General features: G+C 68.7%; 13 protein-coding genes, 1 pseudogene and 1 CRISPR repeat array. Of the genes and pseudogenes, 8 read left to right on the top strand and 6 right to left on the bottom strand.

Going from position 1 to position 18892, the window contains the following annotated elements; genetic code table 11:
• Window positions 1-7: 7 nt before the first annotated feature.
• Window positions 8-271 (top strand): annotated as a pseudogene (locus ABT369_RS39900) (RNA polymerase sigma factor); the annotation flags it as partial.
• A gap of 309 nt (window positions 272-580) precedes the next feature.
• Entirely contained in the window at window positions 581-772 is a 192-nt protein-coding gene (locus ABT369_RS39895; RefSeq protein WP_350620477.1) for a hypothetical protein, read from the top strand.
• A gap of 16 nt (window positions 773-788) precedes the next feature.
• Here ABT369_RS39895 and ABT369_RS39890 read toward each other — a convergent pair whose 3' ends face one another.
• Window positions 789-2279, bottom strand: a complete 1491-nt coding sequence (locus ABT369_RS39890) for an AfsR/SARP family transcriptional regulator (RefSeq protein ID WP_350620475.1) — start codon at window positions 2277-2279, stop codon at window positions 789-791.
• 250 nt (window positions 2280-2529) lie between these two features.
• Between ABT369_RS39890 and ABT369_RS39885 the strand changes: the two genes are divergently transcribed.
• The 4 genes from ABT369_RS39885 to ABT369_RS39870 all read left to right on the top strand — a co-directional run bounded on the left by ABT369_RS39885 (window position 2530) and on the right by ABT369_RS39870 (window position 8484).
• Window positions 2530-3300, top strand: coding sequence for a hypothetical protein (locus ABT369_RS39885; protein WP_350620474.1), 771 nt, complete (start codon window positions 2530-2532; stop codon window positions 3298-3300).
• 82 nt (window positions 3301-3382) lie between these two features.
• On the top strand, window positions 3383-4639 hold the full coding sequence (locus tag ABT369_RS39880) for a hypothetical protein (protein WP_350620472.1): 1257 nt from the start codon (window positions 3383-3385) through the stop codon (window positions 4637-4639).
• Window positions 4640-4923: 284 nt separating this feature from the next.
• Complete coding sequence (locus ABT369_RS39875) at window positions 4924-7173, top strand: DUF8189 domain-containing protein (RefSeq protein WP_350620470.1); 2250 nt, start codon at window positions 4924-4926, stop codon at window positions 7171-7173.
• Between the two features lie 510 nt (window positions 7174-7683).
• The gene (locus ABT369_RS39870; RefSeq protein WP_350620468.1) at window positions 7684-8484 is read left to right on the top strand and encodes a proprotein convertase P-domain-containing protein; all 801 of its coding nucleotides are present in this window, start codon (window positions 7684-7686) and stop codon (window positions 8482-8484) included.
• A gap of 827 nt (window positions 8485-9311) precedes the next feature.
• Here ABT369_RS39870 and ABT369_RS39865 read toward each other — a convergent pair.
• The 3 genes from ABT369_RS39865 to ABT369_RS39855 all read right to left on the bottom strand — a co-directional run bounded on the left by ABT369_RS39865 (window position 9312) and on the right by ABT369_RS39855 (window position 13504).
• Window positions 9312-10103, bottom strand: coding sequence for a pentapeptide repeat-containing protein (locus tag ABT369_RS39865; RefSeq protein WP_350620466.1), 792 nt, complete (start codon window positions 10101-10103; stop codon window positions 9312-9314).
• Window positions 10104-11066: 963 nt separating this feature from the next.
• Window positions 11067-12332 carry a hypothetical protein gene (locus tag ABT369_RS39860; RefSeq protein ID WP_350620464.1) on the bottom strand — a complete coding sequence of 422 codons (1266 nt, stop codon included), beginning with the start codon at window positions 12330-12332 and terminating at the stop codon, window positions 11067-11069.
• A gap of 104 nt (window positions 12333-12436) precedes the next feature.
• Window positions 12437-13504 carry a hypothetical protein gene (locus ABT369_RS39855; RefSeq protein WP_350620462.1) on the bottom strand — a complete coding sequence of 356 codons (1068 nt, stop codon included), beginning with the start codon at window positions 13502-13504 and terminating at the stop codon, window positions 12437-12439.
• 410 nt (window positions 13505-13914) lie between these two features.
• Between ABT369_RS39855 and ABT369_RS39850 the strand changes: the two genes are divergently transcribed.
• Window positions 13915-14415: a SigE family RNA polymerase sigma factor gene (locus ABT369_RS39850; protein WP_350620460.1), complete on the top strand. Its 501-nt coding sequence runs from the start codon at window positions 13915-13917 to the stop codon at window positions 14413-14415.
• Complete coding sequence (locus ABT369_RS39845; RefSeq protein WP_350620458.1) at window positions 14415-15458, top strand: DUF4232 domain-containing protein; 1044 nt, start codon at window positions 14415-14417, stop codon at window positions 15456-15458. The genes ABT369_RS39850 and ABT369_RS39845 overlap by 1 nt, the downstream gene beginning before the upstream one ends.
• A gap of 1036 nt (window positions 15459-16494) precedes the next feature.
• Here the strand turns inward: ABT369_RS39845 and ABT369_RS39840 are convergent.
• Window positions 16495-16887, bottom strand: coding sequence for a hypothetical protein (locus tag ABT369_RS39840; protein WP_350620456.1), 393 nt, complete (start codon window positions 16885-16887; stop codon window positions 16495-16497).
• A gap of 498 nt (window positions 16888-17385) precedes the next feature.
• Window positions 17386-18268: direct repeats of the CRISPR family, unit length 28 nt; unit sequence GGAGTACCCCCGCGCGTGCGGGGACGAC.
• An 18-nt stretch (window positions 18269-18286) separates the two neighbouring features.
• Window positions 18287-18892: IS630 family transposase (locus ABT369_RS39835; protein WP_350620454.1), on the bottom strand; the 606-nt coding region annotated here is incomplete at its 5' end.

The following is an 18892-nucleotide window of genomic DNA, read 5'->3' as shown; positions in this document are numbered from 1 at the left end:
AACACCGTGGTCGCGGGCCGGCATCGCGCGCATCGAGGAGCGCATCGACGCCGAGAGCGCGGCCCGCCGCGTGTACCGGGCGCTCGACGGCGTGCCCGAGTCCACCCGCCGCATCATCGAGCTCGTGGCCGTGGACGGCCTGTCCACCGCCGAGGCCGCCGCCGCGCTGGGCGTGTCCCCGATCGCGGCCCGGGTCCGGCTCCACCGCGCCCGCCGCCACCTGCAGGAAGCCCTGTCCGTAGGAGGAAACGCTCACGGCTACGCTTTTTGAGGACCGGCTGCTGGACGAGCTGAAGGTCGTGGTGGCCGAGCGTCGCCCGGCCCGCCGCCGCTGGCCTCTGGTCGTCGCGGCGGCGGCAGCGGCGGCCGTGGGCACGGCGGTCGTGGTGCAGCTGAACCAGCCCGCCTACGCCGTGGAACGCGACTCCGACGGCTCGGTGCGAGTCTCGATCTTCGACTACCGCGACCCGGACGGCCTGCGCGACCGGTTGGCCTCGTTCGGCATCCGCGCGGTCGTGGACTTCCTGCCGTACGACCGGACCTGCCGCGAGCCGCGAGCCGACTACGTGCCGTTTCGCAGATGCCGCTCGGCCTCGCGGAGGGGCCGGCGCCGGGGAGCAACGACAGCTACTTCCGGCTGCACCCGCAGTACATCGGCGAGAACCAGACCCTCGTCTACACCGTGCGCGTGGATCGCCACGCGCACGAGCAGCGCTTCGTGATCCGCCTCGCGAACGGCCCCGTCGCCCCCTGCGAGCAGATCCCGGCCTGACCTCTCGGCCCCGGGGTCAGCTGGGCGGTACCGCCACCAGGGTCTCGCTCAGCCCCCGGGCCACCGACCAGTGCACGAGGTTGCGGGTGATCATCTCGTCGACCGAGGCCAGCGGGCCGCGCATGTGCCGGTCGGCGATGATCCGCCGGGCGTCGTCCGGCCCGATCCCGTGCAGCGACCCGATGATGGTCTCCGGAGCGCTGTTGATGTCGACGAGGCCGCCGTCGTCGAACGTGCGCGGCAGGTCGGGCCGCCCGATGCGCAGCTCACGCGCGATCGACGGGTGGTGGTTGACGAGCTGCCGCGCCTGCTCCCGCAGTACCCTCCGGGCCAGCTCGACCTCGGCGGACGGCTTCGGAAGGCGGCCGGGAGGGCGGATGGTGATGAGCGCGCCGGCCAGCGAGCCACCCACCGTCGCCACGAGGAGGGCGACCACCCCGACGCCCGCCCAGGTCCCGGCCTCGTCCTGCGGCCCATCCAGCTCCATGGCCACGAAGAAGAACACGAGGAGCCCGAGGAACGCCGCCGCGACGAGGCCCAGTATCCGGCTGCGGTGCAGGACGGCGAGGACGCCGACGACCGCCCAGCTCATCACCCCGCACGTCACCAGCGGTATGACGGCCACGATGATGCAGATCAGCCAGACCGGCATGCGATCGGATCGTGGTGCGGGGGGCGGCGGCATGGCGGGCAGCAGCACGGCGGTCGGCGGGCGCGCGGCGGGCGGTTGGTGCCGGTGGTCGCCGACCGCCGGACGGGGCGGTTCGGGCGCGGCCAGTGAGGGCTCCGCGCGCAGGATCCCGCGGTGCAGCTCCTGCAGCCGCTCGCTGGGTTCGACACCGAACTCGTCGGCGAGCAGCTGGCGGGCGTCGCGGAACGCGGCAAGCGCCTCCGGCTGCCGGCCGCACCGGTAGAGCGCCAGCATCGACAGGTACCGCAGCTCCTCGCGCAGAGGAAACTCGGCGACCAGCTCGGCGAGCCGCGGTAGGAGCCGGGCGTGGTGGCCGCGCTCCATCTCCAGCGCCGCCCAGGACTCCAGAGCGGTCGCCCGGCTCTCGGCGAGCCGGTCCCGGACCGCGTCGAACGGGGCACCGGACAACCCGGCGAGCGCGCTGCCCCGCCAAAGTCCCAGCGCGCGCTGCAGCAGCCCACTGGCGTCGGCCAGCCGGCCCTGAGCTCGCGCGGCTTGCGCCTCCTGCACATAGCCGTGGAAGACGTCGGCATCCAGCCGCTCCGGGCCGACCGAGAGCCGGTATCCAGCGTCGGTGAGGACGAGCAGGCTGCCGGGGCTGCGCGGCGACCGGTCGGGCTCCAGCACCCGCCGCAGCCCGGCCACGTACTTCTGCACCACGTTCGCGCCGTTCTCCGGCGGCTCCGTCTGCCACACCGTGTCCACGATCTGCGCCGTCGAGACCGGCCGGTTCGCGTTGATCAGGAGCGCGGTCAGCACTGCCCGCTGCTTCGCCGGCCCGAGGTCGAGTTCCTCCCCGCCCCGCCAGGCGCGCACCGGCCCGAGAATCTCAAAACGGGGCAACTCGTGCCCATCCGGCATGCTGGCCACCCCGACCTCCCCGTGCCGCCGGACAGTCTACGGCCGGCACGGCAACGCGGCGGCCCCCCTCCGACCATGTGCAACACGCCGACCGCAGTGCGATCGCAGCGCCCGGCAGTGCGACGGCAGTCGGTCGTCAGCGGGCTCCTCGACGATGTGCAGGCGGCCGAAGGTCGCCTGTGAGAACGATCTGTGAGAGGGACGAATGCTGTCCAGATTCATCGTCGGTTCGCTGCTCGGCACCGCCCTGGTCGCCACGCTGGCCGGCTGCGGGGCCGCCGATACGGCCGGCGGATCGGCGGCTCCGCCCGCCTCGTCCGCGGCGTCTCCGGCGCCGGAACCCGCGACGGTGCTGGCCGCCGCGGTCGCCAAGACCACCGGGATCAACCTGAAAGCGGTCCTCGCCGCCAGCGACAACGCAGAAGAGAACGTGATGTGCGCTTACGACGCGCAGCACAAGATCGGGTCGATCACCCAGACGTCGGGCACCGATCGCATGACGATCATCGCCACCGCCGACGACGTGTACCTCTCCGGCCTGAGCGACCTCGGCGGCAAGACCATGCGCATGAAGATCGCGAAGATCGACGCGAAGAGCCCGTTCGCCATGTTCACCGACGTCCTGACGCCGCTGACCCTGCTGACCGGCGTCAAGAACGTCAGCTCGACCGCGCCGGGGACGTTCACCGGCACCCTCGACCTGACGAAGGCGCAGGGCACCACGGCCGGCTCGCGGAAGTTCCTCGAGTACGTGCTGGCGATCGCGACCGACCGGGCCGGCGCGGTGAAGTTCACCGCGTCGGTCAACGAGCAGGGCTACCTGGCCGAGTTCAAGGCCACGCTGCCCCACATCGACGACGGCAAGGACGGCGAGTACGACCTGAAGTTCTCGGACTTCGGCTCGCCGGTCACCATCACGAAGCCGACCGGCTCGAAGGTGGTCGAGGCACCTGCCGCTATGTACAGGCAGCAGTGAGCTGCGTGCGCATCGGCGCCACGGGGGCACCGATGCGCACGCTCAGCCACCTCAGCGGGCGGCGGCAGGGCAAGATGGCGGGGTGGAGCAGGCGGTTGTCGATGCCATCCGGGACGGTGACGTGGCGGCCGTCCGTCGATACCTGCACAGCCTGCCGCACGAGGACCAGTGGCAGGACGGGGGCCGAGCGCTGGCCGGCGAGGTGGCCCGATCGGGCGGCCCCGGGTTCGCGCAGCTGCTCTACGGATACGGCGAGGCTCTGCCGTCCGGCCCTTGGGGCGAGATCGACCCGCTGGTGTGGGCGGCCGACCACGGGGCCAGCGATCTGGTGAAACACCTGCTGCAACGCCACCCGGCACCGGAGGCCACGCTGCGCCGTGCGCTCGACGCGGCGCAGGCCTGGCTCGATGTCGACCCGGAAGCCGAGCTGCGCCGCCGGGCCGGTTTGGCTGACGGCGACGCGTTCACGGTGGCACGGGACCACATCACGATCGACGAGCACGAAGCCCGGGCGCGGCGGATCCGCCTGAGCGCCGCCAACGACCGGTGGGCTGAGGTCCTCACCGAGCACCGGGCCGTCGTCACCATCCTGGAGCAACACCTGGACCTGCCGGTCTCACGCGACGAGCTGATGGCGCGGGCCCTGTGGTCGGCGGACCCGGAGTCGTGTGCCTGGTCGGAGTCGCGGCGCGCCATCAGGGTGCGATTCCCGGCCGAGGGGACCTTCCGGTGGGCGGCCGCCCGGCTCGCCGATGAGGACACGGTGGTGCGCCGCTTCACCGCGGAACTGCTGCACCTGTCAACGTTCGACGCTCCGTACGCCGCCGACGCCCGGGCGGTGCTCCAGGCGCGGATGGCGGCCGAGACCGACACCGAGACGCTGTGCAGTGTGCTCGGCGCATACGCGGGCTTCAGCGAGCTCCACGCGACGCTCCTCCACGAACTCCTGCCGTTCGCCGCGGACGATCGCCCCCAGGTGCGCCGCCGCGTGGCCCTGGATCTGTTCGACAACGCCGGCGCGGACGATCGGACGGGGCCCATCCTGGAGACGATGCTGCGCCTGGCCCGGGACCCGGACTCGACGGTACGCGCGACGGCTACGGCCGTGCTCGTCCACTCCACGGTCGATACGCCCGCGCTGCGTGAGCTGCTCGCCGCCCGGCTGGACGGCGACGACAGGGAGGCGCGGATTCACGCGGCGACCGGGCTCGCCCTGCGCGGAGACGCGCATGCCCTGGCGCGGCTGCGCCGGATGAGCGACGAGGATGGGTACGACTCGCTCGCCTGGAGGCAGTTCGACCACGTGGAGCGCGTGCTTGCGCGGCGGCCCGGAACCTGAACCGAACCCCGCCGCGCCGAGGGCGCAGCAATACAGTGGGCCGCCAGGGACTCGAACCCTGAACCTACGGACTGAAAGTCCGAAGTGGACGATCAACTCGCTCAATTTCAAGTATTGCAACGAAAAGTCCATGGCGGGTGTCGAGCGTCCGATGCTGTTGGGCAACGGTTTCTTCCGCGTTCGTCGTTGTCTCGGCTTTCGCTTCGCTACGATGAAGGCTCCCCCGTTTGGATCTTGGTCGCCGCTCGCGCTGCGGCCCGGTCCTTGTCGGGAGGAGAGCAGCATTGCTTCGGGAGACGGGCCGCTGGACTGCGCTGGCACTGGTCGCGGCCGCCGGTGGCGTCATGCTCGCATCGCCGGCCGAGGGCAGTATCGTCGGCGCGGCCGGCGACGGCATCGAGGGTTCATACGTCGTCACGTTGAAAAGTGCCGGCTTCCAGGCCCAGAGCCGGAATCCGGTCCAGCGCAAGGCCGCGGTCAGCGCCACGGCAAACTCGCTGTCCAGCCGGTACGGCGGCACGGTCGGCCTGCAGTACAGCAGCGCCCTGCAGGGCTTCTCGGTCTCGGGTCTCGGCGAGGAGCAGGCCAAGCGGCTGGCCGGCGACGCATCGGTGGAATCGGTCGAACGTGACGTCCGGTTCGGTCCGAAGGAACAATCCGGCGGCCGGGACGCCAGGGCGGAGGGCACGCAGCCGTACCCGCTGTACTGGAACCTGGACCGCATCGACCAGCGGGCGGGTTCGAGCTATTCCTACACCTATCCGAACGAGGCGCCGTCGGTGCATGCCTATGTCGTGGACTCCGGCGTCGACAAGTACAACTGGGACTTCGGCGGCCGCGCCACGTGGGGGCGCAATTTCGTCGACCGGGTGAGGCGGCCGTTCGACCCTGACGGCCGCAACCAGAGCGGCAACAACAGCAACGATCCCAACGTCCTGAACGACTGCGAGGGGCGAGGGACGTTCGCCGCCGGCGTGCTCGGCGGTGCGCAGTACGGCGTGGCCAAGAAGGTACAGATCACCGCAGTGCGCGTGGCGGACTGTTACGGCGCCGGCTTTATCTCGGAGATCGTCGCCGGCATCGACTACGTCACGTACTACGCGGTGAAGCCCGCGGTTGCGCTCTTCGGTATCGGCGGCGATCGCGTCAGCCCGTCGATCGACAATGCCCTGCGGTACTCGATCGAGGCCGGCATCACCTGGACGGTCGGCGCCGACGACGACTACGAGTACGATCCGGGCGGCAATGCCTGTTACCACTCGCCCAGCAGCGTGCGGACGGCACTGGTTGTCGGCGCCTCGGATGTGTACGACAACCGGCCGGCCTGGGCGGATTACGGGCCGTGCGTCAGCCTGTTCGCCCCCGGCGTCTGGATCAATTTCACCACCGGTTCCAGGGACGGCACGGCGATGGCCGCGCCGCATGTCGCCGGGGCCGCGGCGATGATTCTGGAGGCGCACCCGAGCTACAGCCCGGACCAGGTCCGGCAAGCGCTCCTGCAGAGTTCCACCGTGGGCGCGGTGAAGAATCCCGGCCCGGGCAGCCCGAACCGCCTGCTGTTCGTGCGTCAGGAGGACCCGCCGCTGCTCGGCTCGCGGGTCAAGGGCCTGTACAACCCTCGCTTCGGTACCTCGGAGGCGTACGCGAGAGCAAAGGACTCCAACCACATCGTCTACGCAACCTGGACCGATGAATGGACGGGATGGACCGACCTCGGCGGCGACACCACGGACGATCCGGCGCCGCTGTACAACCCGCGATTCGGCACCACCGAGGTCTACACGCGCCTGTCCAGTGGCCACGTCGCGTACCGGTACTACTCCAGCGGCTGGGCGGACTGGATCGATCTGGGCGGCGACATCGTCGGCTCGCCGGCGGCGCTCTACAACCCGCGATTCGGCACCACCGAGGTCTACGCGCGGACCACGGACGGGCACCTGAAGTACCGCTACTTCTCCAACGGCTGGTCGGAGTGGTACGACCTGGGCGGCGGCGCCGCCAGCGATCCGGCGCTGCTGTACAACCCGAAGTTCGGCACCACGGAGGCGTACGTCCGCGGCGTCGACGGGCATGTGAAATATCGCTACTACCTCAACGGATGGGCCGACTGGATCGACTTGCAGGGCGACATCACGGGCGATCCACAGGTGATCTTCAACCCGAAGTACGGCACGACCGAGGTTTACGCGCGAACCACGAACGACACGCTCGCCTACCGCTACTACCTCGGTGGCTGGGCCGGCTGGATCGATCTCGGCGGCGCGCTGAACGACAGCCCCGGGCTCGTCTACAACCCGAGGAGCGGCACCACGGAGGCCTACGTCCGCACAGCGTCGGCCCAGATCGAATACGTCTACTACCTCGGCGCCTGGTCGGGCTGGAACAAGCTCGGCGGCAGCACCGCAGTCGCTCCCTCGGTCATCTACAACGCCAAATGGGGAACGACCGAGCTGTACACCCGCACTGCGGATTTCCACGGCAACGTCAGCTACTACGGGGGCGGCTGGCAGCCCTGGAGCGACATCTCCGCATAGGTCGAAGCCACACCAACCACCGCCGAGCAGCCGAAGCCACCGCCCGGCTCGCCCTCACCACCGCCAGAAGATCCTGGTCAGGGCGATCTCCCTCGCAGCGGTTTCACGGCCGGCGTAGGCCCTCGACTCGCGAGTCCTGGAACGTCCGCCACCGTCCGCACGTGGTAGCAAACATCCGAGCAACCACGGAGCAAACACGACCGCCACCATGCACGCTGCCGGCGACGGTGGCATGCAGTGCGCGCCGCCGCCTCACGCCTGGTGCCCGCATGCTGCCGCGGGTCAGAGCGGGCCGGGCATCCCCGTCGGCCGGGACAGCAGGTCGAGGACACCGGTCAACTCCAAGACCCGGCGGGCGACTCCGTCGTATCCAGTCAATACCCGCGTGTCGCCCAGCATCGCGGGCGGCTGAACGCAAGGGCGCGAGCGTCGGATTCCTGACGTCCGGATTGGCGCGTGAGGCCGTCTATTTCTCAAGACCAACTGCACACGATCGAGGAGCAACCACCGATGGGTATGACGAAGGCGAAGACGTGGCTCGCGGCCTTCATGCTGGCCGCCTCGGCGGGGGTCGTGCTGGCCACCGGCGGGACAGCCGCGGCCGCCACGCCGTGCGTGGGCGTCAATAACACGGACACGACGATCCCGGACCTGGGCAGCGTCGAGAGCCCGATCGCGATCGCCGGCTGCGCCGGTAGCACGGCGCCGGCCAACGCCACCGTCGAGGTGCACATCGTGCACCCCTACCGGGGTGACCTGGTCGTCACGCTGGTCGCGCCCGACGGCTCGACGTACGTCCTGGCCAACCGGTCGGGCGGCAGCGCCGACAACCTCGACCAGACCTTCACGGTCAACCTGAGCAGCGAGGCGCCCAACGGCACCTGGAAGCTGCGCGTGCAGGACGCGGCGGCCACTGACACCGGCTTCATCAACACCTGGAACATCAACGTGGGCCCGACCGCGGCGCTGTGCCCGGGCACGAACAACACCGCCCTCAAGATCCCGGACCCCGGCACCGTCGACAGCCCGATCACGATCGCCGGCTGCGCTGCCCCCACGGCCTCGCCGACGAGCACGGTCGAGGTGCACATCGTGCACACCTACCGGGGTGACCTGGTCGTCACGCTGGTCGCGCCCGACGGCACGCCGTACATCCTGTCCAACCGGTCGGGCGGCAGCGCCGACAACATCGACCAGACCTACACGATGAACCTGAGCGGCAAGGCGCCCAACGGCACCTGGAAGCTGCGCGTGCAGGACGCGGCGGCCGCCGACACCGGCTACATCAGCACCTGGTCGATCAAGGTCTGAGGGTGACCTCGGCCGGCTGAGTCCAGTCGGCCTCGGCTCCCTCCCGGACCGCCTCGGCGCACCGCACCGCGCCGAGGCGGTCCCGCACCACGCGCTGCGCCGGATGAGCGACGAGGACGGGTACGACTCGCTCGCCAGGAGGCAGTTCGACCACGTGGAGCGCGTGCTTGCGCGGCGGCCCGGAACCCTGAACCGAGCCACGAGAAGCGCGAAGTGTCATACCCCGCTGGCAGTCTGGCCCTACGCACCCCTCGGGCCGGGTGAACTGGCGGCGCGAACGCGCTCGCCAGTGGCCGCGCAGCGGCCATGGGGGTGCGGGTGGGAACCCCCGCCGCGCCGAAGGCGCAGAAATACAGTGGGCCGCCAGGGACTCGAACCCTGAACCTACGGATTAAAAGTCCGAAGTGGACGATCAACTCGCTCAAGTTCAACCATAACAACGAAAAGTCCGTGGCGAGCGCCGAGCGTCCGATGCTGTTGCGCAACGTCCGTGCTGGTCGGCAAGCTCGGATCCCCGCAAGGCCGAGGCTCGCCTCGCATCGGACGCGCAAGTTCCTGCACCATCCGCTTTCGTCTGCGCCAGGTAGCGAACATCTGAGCAACCAGCGAGCAACCGATCACGGGGTCACCCCGTGATCGCAGGCTTCCGCAGTCTCGTCTACATCCAATTGAGCCGATACGAGAGGACTACGGTGCGTCGCAACCCGGCCCAGTGGAAGCGCTTGATCAATTCACCCATCTGCCGATGATCGGACATCCGATCTTGCCGTCGAACGCCGAGCCGCCAGTCGCGGCCCTCAGCAGAAAGCCCCTAGCCCCTTTCGCTCCTACTTGCAGGCCGGGTTGCGCTCCGGCGCATTCTCTATGGGACGTGTCACATAAGGAGGTAGCTTCGTAGCGTCGTCGACCCAGCTGCAAAATAGCTGTTCAGGGCTCCCGTCCATGTCCGCTCCGCTCAAGTCCGCACCGCGCAGATCCGCATTGCGCAGGTCCGCGCTGCGCAGATCCGCACCATTGAGGTCCGCGCTGTCCAAATTTGCAGCGCGCAGGACGGCGCCCTGCAGGTTGGCATTGCGCAGGTAGGCGCCGTGCAGGTCGGCATTGTTCAGACCCCCGGCGAGTAGGTTTGCGTACTCAAGATTGGCGCCGGCCAGATTCGAGCCGAGGAGTTCGGCGGCGGGCATCGACAGCAGCGCGCTGTTGAAGTCGAGACGCGAATTGCCTTTAGCTAGAGGGCTCGGCCGCCGGCCGAGCACAGTTACAGCAGCCTGAACGTCCGGCGAGGACGGCGGCCTGGCTGGCGGCGGAACCTCGACCAACCTTGGGGCGTGTATGCGGACAAATGCGCACAGCACTTCGATGATGGCGGGCTCGTCGCGGGGCGAGTCGTTCATGAGCCGTTCGAGGGCGTAAATTCCCCCAAGGCGGACGCCAAGCTTGTCATCGCCTTCTTGGCCGAGCTGTTCGACCGCCTTGCCGAACCGGTCGGTGAACTGCCCCTGCTCGGCGACTTTAAGCTGATCGCGGTTCGCCTGCTGTTGCCGCCGATTGGCGTCATTGGTATAGAACAGCCCCGCGGCGACGAGTAAGAGTGACACGATGCCGGCGAACGCCGTCAACGTTTGCCGCCAGTCAGGGCGGATGTCGAGTTGGACGGGTGTCGGTGATCCTTCCAGGCGGAGCGGCTGCCCGCCCCGGCGAAGCGCTCTGGAGGCCGCCCGGGGTGTGTTCGGTCGGCCAGCCCGACGCAGGGCGGCGGCTGGACTGCGCGGCGGGCTGGAACTGACGGGGGTTTTCCAGGCTGCGCGGGCGGCGGCGAGTCGTACGCGGAGGCTGGGCATGGCACCTATTGCATCGGCCGGGTGCAACAGAATGCCATCGGCGAAAGGCGGATACTGGACTTCAGATGGCCACCCGGCTATCCCTGCCGTCCTCGACCTCGCGCGGCAAATCGTGCGGCGTGAGACCGGGTCACCTCCGGCTGCGATGGACGATGGTCATCATTGCCTCGACCAGTGGGAACACGGTCCGGCAGTTGCTCGCTTCGTGCAGGGTGACGAGGACGCGATCCGGGAGATCGTCGCCCCGACCTCCATCAGCGTCCGCAAGCAACGCTGCCCGTCCATGACCGCCAACCCGTCGCGACACGCGGCTTGATCCCGTTTCCAGACATGCCGCGGACGGTGCGATGGTCCGGCCCCAAGTCCAGCGTCAGTGCATGCTGGTGGTCGCGGCTGCGCGGTGGTTACTCGGGTTAGTGACGACTCTGCGCGGCCAAGAGGCGCGCCGACGCGGCCCGGCCTATCGATATCCGCACTCTTGAGCATCGCAATCTGGTATTCCGCGCAGGTTCGGGTGGAAAATATGTTGACCTTCTTTGTCGATTGCAAGGGCGTCGGCGAACCTTCGCGGACAATCCCGAAAGCTCGTTCCTGCAAGTGGTCCGTACGGCGGCGGAGGGTGGACACACCGTCATGGAGATGATCGATCCCTATGTCGGTGCCAGGTTGAACTTCAAGCAACTTGGCCGATTGATCCAAGAATTCCAGTCACTACTGGTTAGCGCACGTTCAATCTTGGGCCTAACGCCCTACCAGACATTGAGCGAGGCCATCGCCCGAGCGGTGGCTGCGGTCATCAATTTTAATCCATCGGAGCTGATCACTAATACCGCGCAGAGTCCGTTCGGCAAGGTCGACAGGCGCCACAGTATCGGCCGTGGAGACAGCGATGCAGGTGCTGACCGAACCGAGATGCAGCCTGTCGGCTGGACGAGCGGCAATGCCGCGACATGGCAGCAGCGCTGCGTTCAGCACGCCGTCGAGTGACTCGGTGACACCGGCGGACGAGGAAACCGGCACGGCGGTGCACAGCTCGTCCAGCTGGGCCAGGTACGCCGGGGAAATCGCGTCATCACCGTAGCGTTGCCACAGCTGATCCGACAGCCGCGCTACCAGCGCGGGCCGTTGACTGCCAGCGATCCCTGCCGCCGCGGAGTCCTGCTCGACGCTGGGGAGATAGCCGAGTTCGATCGCAGCGGACAGTTCGTCGAAACGGGTCACTGGAAGGGCCCGGCTTGGCGTTTCCGCCGCTGGCAGCGTAGCGGGGCCCGCGGTGAGCTGGTCGACGAGGGCAGCGGTCGCTTTGGCGCGACTCCGGACAAGTTCCTCACCGGTGACACCAACGGGGAACGGATGGCTGAGGGCGATCCAGTCAAGCTTGGTGATGAGATCGGTTCCGGCTAGGTACCCGAGTCGGACAGAGCCGAACGACTGGCCGATGAAACCCGTGTAGTGCAGGCCGTTCTGGGCTTGGATCGCGGTGAGAAGGTCCCGGTACGTCTGCCGGTCGAAGCCCCATTGGTAATTGCCTGCGGCGGTCAGGCCGCAGGAGGTGCGCAGCGCCTGAGCGTTTGCCTGCGTATCGGGTGCCGCCGTACGTGACGACCGGTAGAAGGCGGTAAGGCGGGTCCGGCAATCTGGGGAGGGGTCGCGGGTGAACCAGGGCTCCTCGACCGCGACGAAGTTGTACTTGCTCGCGACATCTGGATGCTGCGCTAGGAAGGTCAGCAGGTAGCCGTCGCCCAGGACCGACAGTCCAGGTCCGCCGAAGTCAGCGATGACGGTGCGCGTCGTGGGCGTGGGGGCCTTGGTCAACGTATAGCGGAGGTTGCGACCGTTGACGACGATGTCGCGGCACTCTTCGCGGGTCGCGACGTCGTCACAGCGTGCGCCGCTGGCCGCGGTCTCGCTGCTCGGGCTCGGCGCTGTTTCGTGGCCGCTGGTGGGGCTCGAGAGGAGCATCGATGCGCCGACGATGGCTGCTACGGCGATCGCCGCACTGGCCATGCCGATCCGAAGGTTGCGTCCTGTGGCCTGGCTTGCGGGCCGGCGAGCCGCCGGGCGGCGTGCGTGCGCACGCCGCCCGGACGACTGCAGGCGTTTGCCTACGTTCACCAGCCCGAGTCCTTGTTCAGGTAGTACTCGTGGTAGAGGTCGCCGCCCCAGAAGTCGACCTGCGCCCACGCGTAGTCGGCCCAGGTCGGGATGATCCAGTTGTTCTGTGCGTTGTAGTCGCCTGCGACATCGATACGGATCTGACGTCCGGGCTCTGAGCCTTCGATGCCGATACCGATCATCTTGGTGGATGTGTTGTTCTTTAGGATCGTGTTGCTGCACGTGCGCATCGGGATGCTGACCGTGCCGGTGACGCCGCCATAGGTACCGCCGAGTGAGAGCGAACCACGTTCCTGACAGGAGCTGCTGGGGCCCGGCGGCTGCCACGAGTTGAGGCTGGTGAGCCTGGGCTCCTGACCGGCCCACGGCCGCGAACGGATGGTGAATTCCTTCGTCGAGGCGAAGTGGCCGCCGTAGTCGGTCGCACGGGTCCACAGGCCCCATCGGTTGTACACCCAGTGGTTGGTGCCGGACTGGGCCCACTTCTCGAAACAGGAAATCAGCTGGTGCTGGTCGGGGCTGTAGTCGTTGCTGAACCAGACGGTCACACAGCCGTTGTTCTGCTTGTACATGTTGGAGGCCGACGAGGCGGCGTCGTAGCCGGAGCCTCCGTTCGGCTGCGCGATACCGGCCTGTTCCTGGCCGTCGCGAAGCAGCTGGACGCCGATCGCCTGGGCGCCGGAGCGGCCGTTGTCGTCAACCTGCTGCAGCGAGATGTCGGTGACCGGCTGCTCGCCGGTCCAGGCGATGTCGACGTTCTCTCCGGGATTGAGCGGGTCGGGCACGCTGGCGACCGAGACGTCCGCCTCGTTGAGCATGCGGCCGCGGCGGGCTTCCTGGTCGAGGTAGTCCCGGACGTGCTTGCCTGCCCGTCCGGAGCGGTCGATCCGGTCGCCGCGCTGGGCGGTGCTCTTGAGTGTGTCCCCGCCGAGATGCGCGGACCGCACCGCCGGCGTGTGGCGCTCGGCGGGAGCCGCCGACGCCGTGTCAGTCGCGATCGGCGCGACCGTGCCAATCGCCGCGACAGCAGCGATGGCGAGTAGACTTCTTCCGGTTCTTTGCACTGACCCTCATTTCTGGTAGAGGCGGATGCCGAGGACATGAGTGGCTACGGTGGCCGCCGTAGCCACTCCCATCGGCGTGTGACTTTCTAGCAGTCCGGGCGCACGCTTGGGTGCCCCGTCCGGGGCAAGGGTCTCGATCGATAGGATTTTTGTCAGCAGTGGATCACACTGCGTGATCGACTGTGGCGGCAAAGCGCTCAGCACTCGGCCAGCCGACCGCTTCTTGATCACTATCTGCAATCGATGTTCATGAGTGAGTTAGATCACCTTCTGCCGCTGTATCAGGCACGCGCCAAGCACCTCTCCAAGCTGGCCCAACTTGAACGGGAGCACTCGGAGCTGCCGAGAAGCAACCGGCAACACCTCGCGAGACCATGCAACCTTTCGCGGCTCTGTGGTGTCCTTGGGGCATGCCAAGCTGGGACGCCCCGCCGTCGTTCGAAAGCTACGTGCGGGACCGACACCGCGAGCTGCTGCGATTCGCCTATCTCCTGAGCGGTGACGCGCACCTCGCGGCGGATCTCGTGCAGGACGCGCTTGAGCGGACCGGCATGGCGTGGCGTCGAGTGCACAAGCATGACGATCCAGGCGGTTATGTCCGCCGGGTCATCGTCAACCGCTATCTAAACCGGCTGCGCTCGCTGCGACGCGAGCGACTCACGGACGCCACGCCTGAAGTGGCCCACGTCGACTCGGAACCGCGGGATGAACAGCTGTGGGATGCCATCACCTCGCTGCCGAAGCAGCAGCGGACCGTCCTCGTGCTGCGCTATTACGACGATCTGTCGGAGAGCCAGATCGCAGCCACGCTCGGGTGCTCAGTCGGAACAGTGAAAAGCAACGCCTCGCGCGCATTGGCCAAACTCCGGGCGGCGCTCGCCAGCCGGGATCTTGATGGAAGCGACGTCTGATGGACATCGAACAGCTGATCAGGCAGGAACTGGCAGACAAACGGCACATGCAGACGGGCTGGACCGAGCCGGTACCGCGGGTGCAAGCCGGGATCCGGCGGAGGCGCCGACGTCGATACACGGTCGCCAGCAGCGTCGTCGCAGCCGCCGTGCTCGTCGGCCTTGGGGCTGTCAACATCCTGCAGGACCGCACCCCGGAAGCAGTGACGCCAGCCCAAGGCACCATCGCATGGACAGACACACCAGCCAGCCTGCCGAATTTGACACGCCGCAGCCCGCGCCCGGACGTCCGCGCCTGCACCGAGTCCGACCTGGCAGGCAAACCCTGGGCCGAATCCAATACGATTGCCGCGAGCGGCGCGAAGACGTACACCGTACTTATCGCCAACGGCAGCGACACCCGATGCACCCTTGGCAGCGCACCGCAGCTCACCGCCCTGCGGAGCGGCGACGGCGAGCCAACAGCACTGGCCGCTAGCACACAAGCGGCACAGCATGCCGGTGCACAGATGCCGGCGACGGTCGACCCCGGCGAACCGGTCCGACTGGACATCACGGTCACACCGTGCGCCAATGCGGCACCGCCGACCTACTCATCGGTCGCCATCACTATCGGACAGCACCACGTCACGGTGCCCGGCATTACACCCGGCTGCGAATTCGCTGTAAGCCCCTGGTACGTCCAGGCACCGCTCATCAACGCGCCACTGACCGTCAGTATGTCCGCTCCCGGTACCGTACGCCGCGGCTCCACCCTCACCTACCAGGTGACCATCGCGAACACCGCCGACCAGGCGTTCAAGCTCAACCCGTGCCCGGTCTATCAGCAAGGCGTCGGCGAAGTCACCCGCACATATCAGCTCAACTGCTCGACCACCACCATCCCGAAGCACGCCTCACTCACCTACGAAATGCACCTCGACGTCCCGGCGTCTGCCACACCAGGCCCAAGCAAAGTCACCTGGATGGCCGCACTGGCCAACGGGACCGTAGCAATCGCCAACCTCGCCACGGGTGGTGAGACGGTGCAGATCGTCGAGTAAGACCTGGCCTGCACTAGTGAGCCGAGTTTGGTAGGTCGGCTCAGAGCCAAGACTGTCGTGGTCAAGACCGGCGAGGGCGGCCGAAAGGTCGACACGTTTGCCATCCAGGACGTCCTATGCTGTCTCGCGCCCTGGCCGCCCTTCCGATCTTGTTTAGCGCGATCGCTTTCAGCGGCACGGCGCAGGCTGATGACGTCACCTCACCGGCGGCAACCACCGCGGTTGCGGCCGGCCTGTCGGCGCAGGACCGCAACCTCGTGCCGCAGGACCGGCAGTCTCGGTGCCCGGCACGTAATCCCACTTATGGTGCGCCGACACTCCACCCGTCCCACGCGGCGGCCGGCGCCCGGGGCCGACCTGCCGGCCGCTGGGCCGGCGGGACGGGCGGCACACCAGCCGCGAGCGTAGCGGCGCCGTCGCCACTGTGCGCATGCCGGTCAACCTGCCGCCAAGGGCCCTGGCCTGGATCAACGGGCGCCGCTGCGCGATGGGCCTGTGCGGGGCCTCGGCGCCGGCGCCGCCGACGCGGGGTGTGGGTTGCGGCTGGCGGTACGACGGCGCCTGGGTCGTACGGGTGGCAGCTCGTCCTCGCCGGGCCGCTCGCCGGGGCCACCCTCGTGTCGTGCCGCGGCGGCTTCCCGTGGCTGCGGCCCGAGCCGGACCGATCCCACCTGCAGCGCACCAGCCACCTCCTGCGCCACACCGTCGCGGGCGCGGTCGTGTGGCCACCGCGGCCAGCGGCACCTTACTGTGGGGGAATCCGCGGCGGCGGATCGGCTCCTGCACCTGGTCGCGGCCACCGCCCTCGAGGCCGCGATAGCTGCGTGGCCAAGGCCGCAACGGGCACGCCTGCGCGTCGGTCATGCACGACGCGAGCCCGGACGCTGGGGCGGTCCGCTTTCGGAGTCATACCGCGATGATCGTCAACGCCGCCGGACGGCGATCGGTGCATGATCGTCGGCCACGGCGAGCGGCCGTGACGGGGGTGCGCCCGCTCGGTCGAGCCGGGCGCACTGGGTACAGCCGCCAAGGCGAGCTACACCACCGCCGTCACCGAATCGTCCTGCGCCGGGACCAGGTCGATGTGATGGCGGGCGGCGTCGAGATGTCCCCGGGCCGCGGTCAGCGCCGTGCGCGCGACGTCCACCTCACCGCCTGCGGTTGGCCAGAAGTCGCCGGCGTAGGGCGCCACCCAGCCGGCGAGCTCCGTGAGCGCCGCCGTTGTGTCGGCCAGAACGGCCACGGCCAGGTCAGCCGGGTAGGAGCCGTTGCGCGCGGCGATGTGGCAGCAGTTGCGGGCCGCGTCCCGCAACCGGCGCAGGGCCGCGGGAACGAACTCGTGCTCGTCATCGGCGACGACGGGAACCGGTGGCTGGTGTTCGACGCTGGCTGCATCGGGTCGGTGGTCGAGGGTGATCGTTTCGGGCAACGGACGCCTCCTCAGCTGTCGGGCGCCGCCGGCCGGTTCGGCCGGGCGGCGTATGCATCAACGCCATGGACGCTTGCCTCGCGGGTTCGATCAAGTCGCCGTCGGTCTCAGGGACCACCGGCCCATGGCCTGGCCGCCGAGGTAACGGGGCGGGTGCGGGAACGACCGGACGTGGCGGGGCTGCCACAGCCCCAGGTGCGGAGTCCCCCGCGCGTGCGGGGACGACACGAGCAACACGCCCAGGCCTGCGATGGCCAGGGGAGCACCCCCGCGCGTGCGGGGACGACACCTCCATCGCCTCGATGCCCGGGTAGTTGTCGGGAGTACCCCCGCGCGTGCGGGGACGACGAGGCGGCGGGCGAGAAAGGGACCGGCATCACCGGTCTATCCCCGCGCGCGGGGACGATGGCAGCAACCGCAGCGCCGCCTCGATGCGCCGCGGAGTACCCCCGCGCGCGGGGACGACCGCGGGCGCTCTGCGGATCGGTCATGGTCCACCGGATTATCCCCGCGCGTGCGGGGACGACCCGTCACGGGCCCTGCGGATCAACTGGTTCTGCGGATTACCCCCGCGCATGCGGGGACGACCGAGCGCCTGGTGGGCACGCGGCCAGCAGGTGGGGATTACCCCCGCGCGTGCGGGGACGACCGCACCCACAGCCCGCGTGCGAGGTGCTCGGGGGGAGTACCCCCGCGCGTGCGGGGACGACGACGCACCGCACCTTCAGGCCAACCCGGACCGGGGAGTACCCCCGCGCGTGCGGGGACGACGGCATGTACCAGCACGTCCACGTCACGTCGACGGGAGTACCCCCGCGCGTGCGGGGACGACTCCTCCACGAGGTGCCGGTGCGGGGCCATCAGCGGAGTACCCCCGCGCGTGCGGGGACGACCACGCCTTGACGGTCTCCAGGCCGGCGCGGTGCGGAGTACCCCCGCGCGTGCGGGGACGACGCGGCCTTCACCGACTCGGGCTCGAAACCGCCGGGAGTACCCCCGCGCGTGCGGGGACGACCGCTGCGTAGTTTTTCACGGTGCGTCACTCCATGGAGTACCCCCGCGCGTGCGGGGACGACCTTCGCCTCAGCAGTGCTTGCATCACCGGATCAGGAGTACCCCCGCGCGTGCGGGGACGACGCCAGCGCCGCCATCGTCGAGCCGTTGCCCTGGGGAGTACCCCCGCGCGTGCGGGGACGACTGCTCGGCGGTCTTGCCCGTCGTGTTGAGGACTGGAGTACCCCCGCGCGTGCGGGGACGACCGCCTCGCTGCCGCGCTTCAGCGCCGCGGACACGGAGTACCCCCGCGCGTGCGGGGACGACGGTGCGGGCCGCAGCCACGGCGGCGGCAGCATCGGAGTACCCCCGCGCGTGCGGGGACGACAGAACCCCCACAGGGCGGCTAGTGTTCTGAGTCGTTAGAAGCTTTATTGATCCGGTTGCAGTAGTTGGCGAGGTTGTCGAGGATTTGATCGGCGGTTTTGGTCCAGACAAAGGGTTTCGGGTTGTCGTTCCATGCCGCGATCCAGGCGTTGACGTCGTCTTCGAGGGCTTTGACGCTGCGGTGGGTGGAGCGGCGTAGTTTGCGGTTGGTCAGTTCGGCGAACCAACGTTCGACCAGGTTGAGCCAACTGCCGGACGTTGGTGTGAAGTGCAGGTGGAAGCGGGGGTGCGCGGCCAGCCAGGTCCGGATCGCTGGGGTTTTGTGGGTGGCGTAGTTGTCGCAGACCAGGTGCAGGTCCAGGTCGGGTGGGGTGTTCGCGTCGATGGTGCGCAGGAACCGGAGGAACTCCTGATGGCGGTGCCGGCGCTGATGCTGACCGATCACCTTGCCGGTGGCGATGTCCAACGCGGCGAACAGACTCGTCGTGCCGTACCGGACGTAGTCGTGCGTGCGGCGCTCGGGCACGCCGGGCATCATCGGCAGCATCGGCGCGGTGCGGTCCAAGGCTTGCATCTGGGACTTCTCGTCGACCGCGAGGACCATCGCCTTGTCCGGCGGGTCGAG

It is taken from the genome of Dactylosporangium sp. NPDC000244 (assembly GCF_040300725.1).
Classification (GTDB): Bacteria; Actinomycetota; Actinomycetes; order Mycobacteriales; family Micromonosporaceae; genus Dactylosporangium.
Note: the sequence above shows the minus strand (reverse complement) of the source record. Positions and strands in the feature narration are given on the sequence as shown.

What these genes read in the sequence shown, in the direction of transcription:
- ABT369_RS39895 (WP_350620477.1), top strand. Translation starts at nt 581, where the DNA reads ATGCCGCTCGGCCTCGCGGAGGGGCCGGCGCCGGGGAGCAACGACAGC.
- ABT369_RS39885 (WP_350620474.1), top strand. Translation starts at nt 2,530, where the DNA reads ATGCTGTCCAGATTCATCGTCGGTTCGCTGCTCGGCACCGCCCTGGTC.
- ABT369_RS39870 (WP_350620468.1), top strand. Translation starts at nt 7,684, where the DNA reads ATGGGTATGACGAAGGCGAAGACGTGGCTCGCGGCCTTCATGCTGGCC.
- ABT369_RS39860 (WP_350620464.1), bottom strand. Translation starts at nt 12,332, where the DNA reads ATGGCCAGTGCGGCGATCGCCGTAGCAGCCATCGTCGGCGCATCGATG.
- ABT369_RS39850 (WP_350620460.1), top strand. Translation starts at nt 13,915, where the DNA reads ATGCCAAGCTGGGACGCCCCGCCGTCGTTCGAAAGCTACGTGCGGGAC.
- ABT369_RS39845 (WP_350620458.1), top strand. Translation starts at nt 14,415, where the DNA reads ATGGACATCGAACAGCTGATCAGGCAGGAACTGGCAGACAAACGGCAC.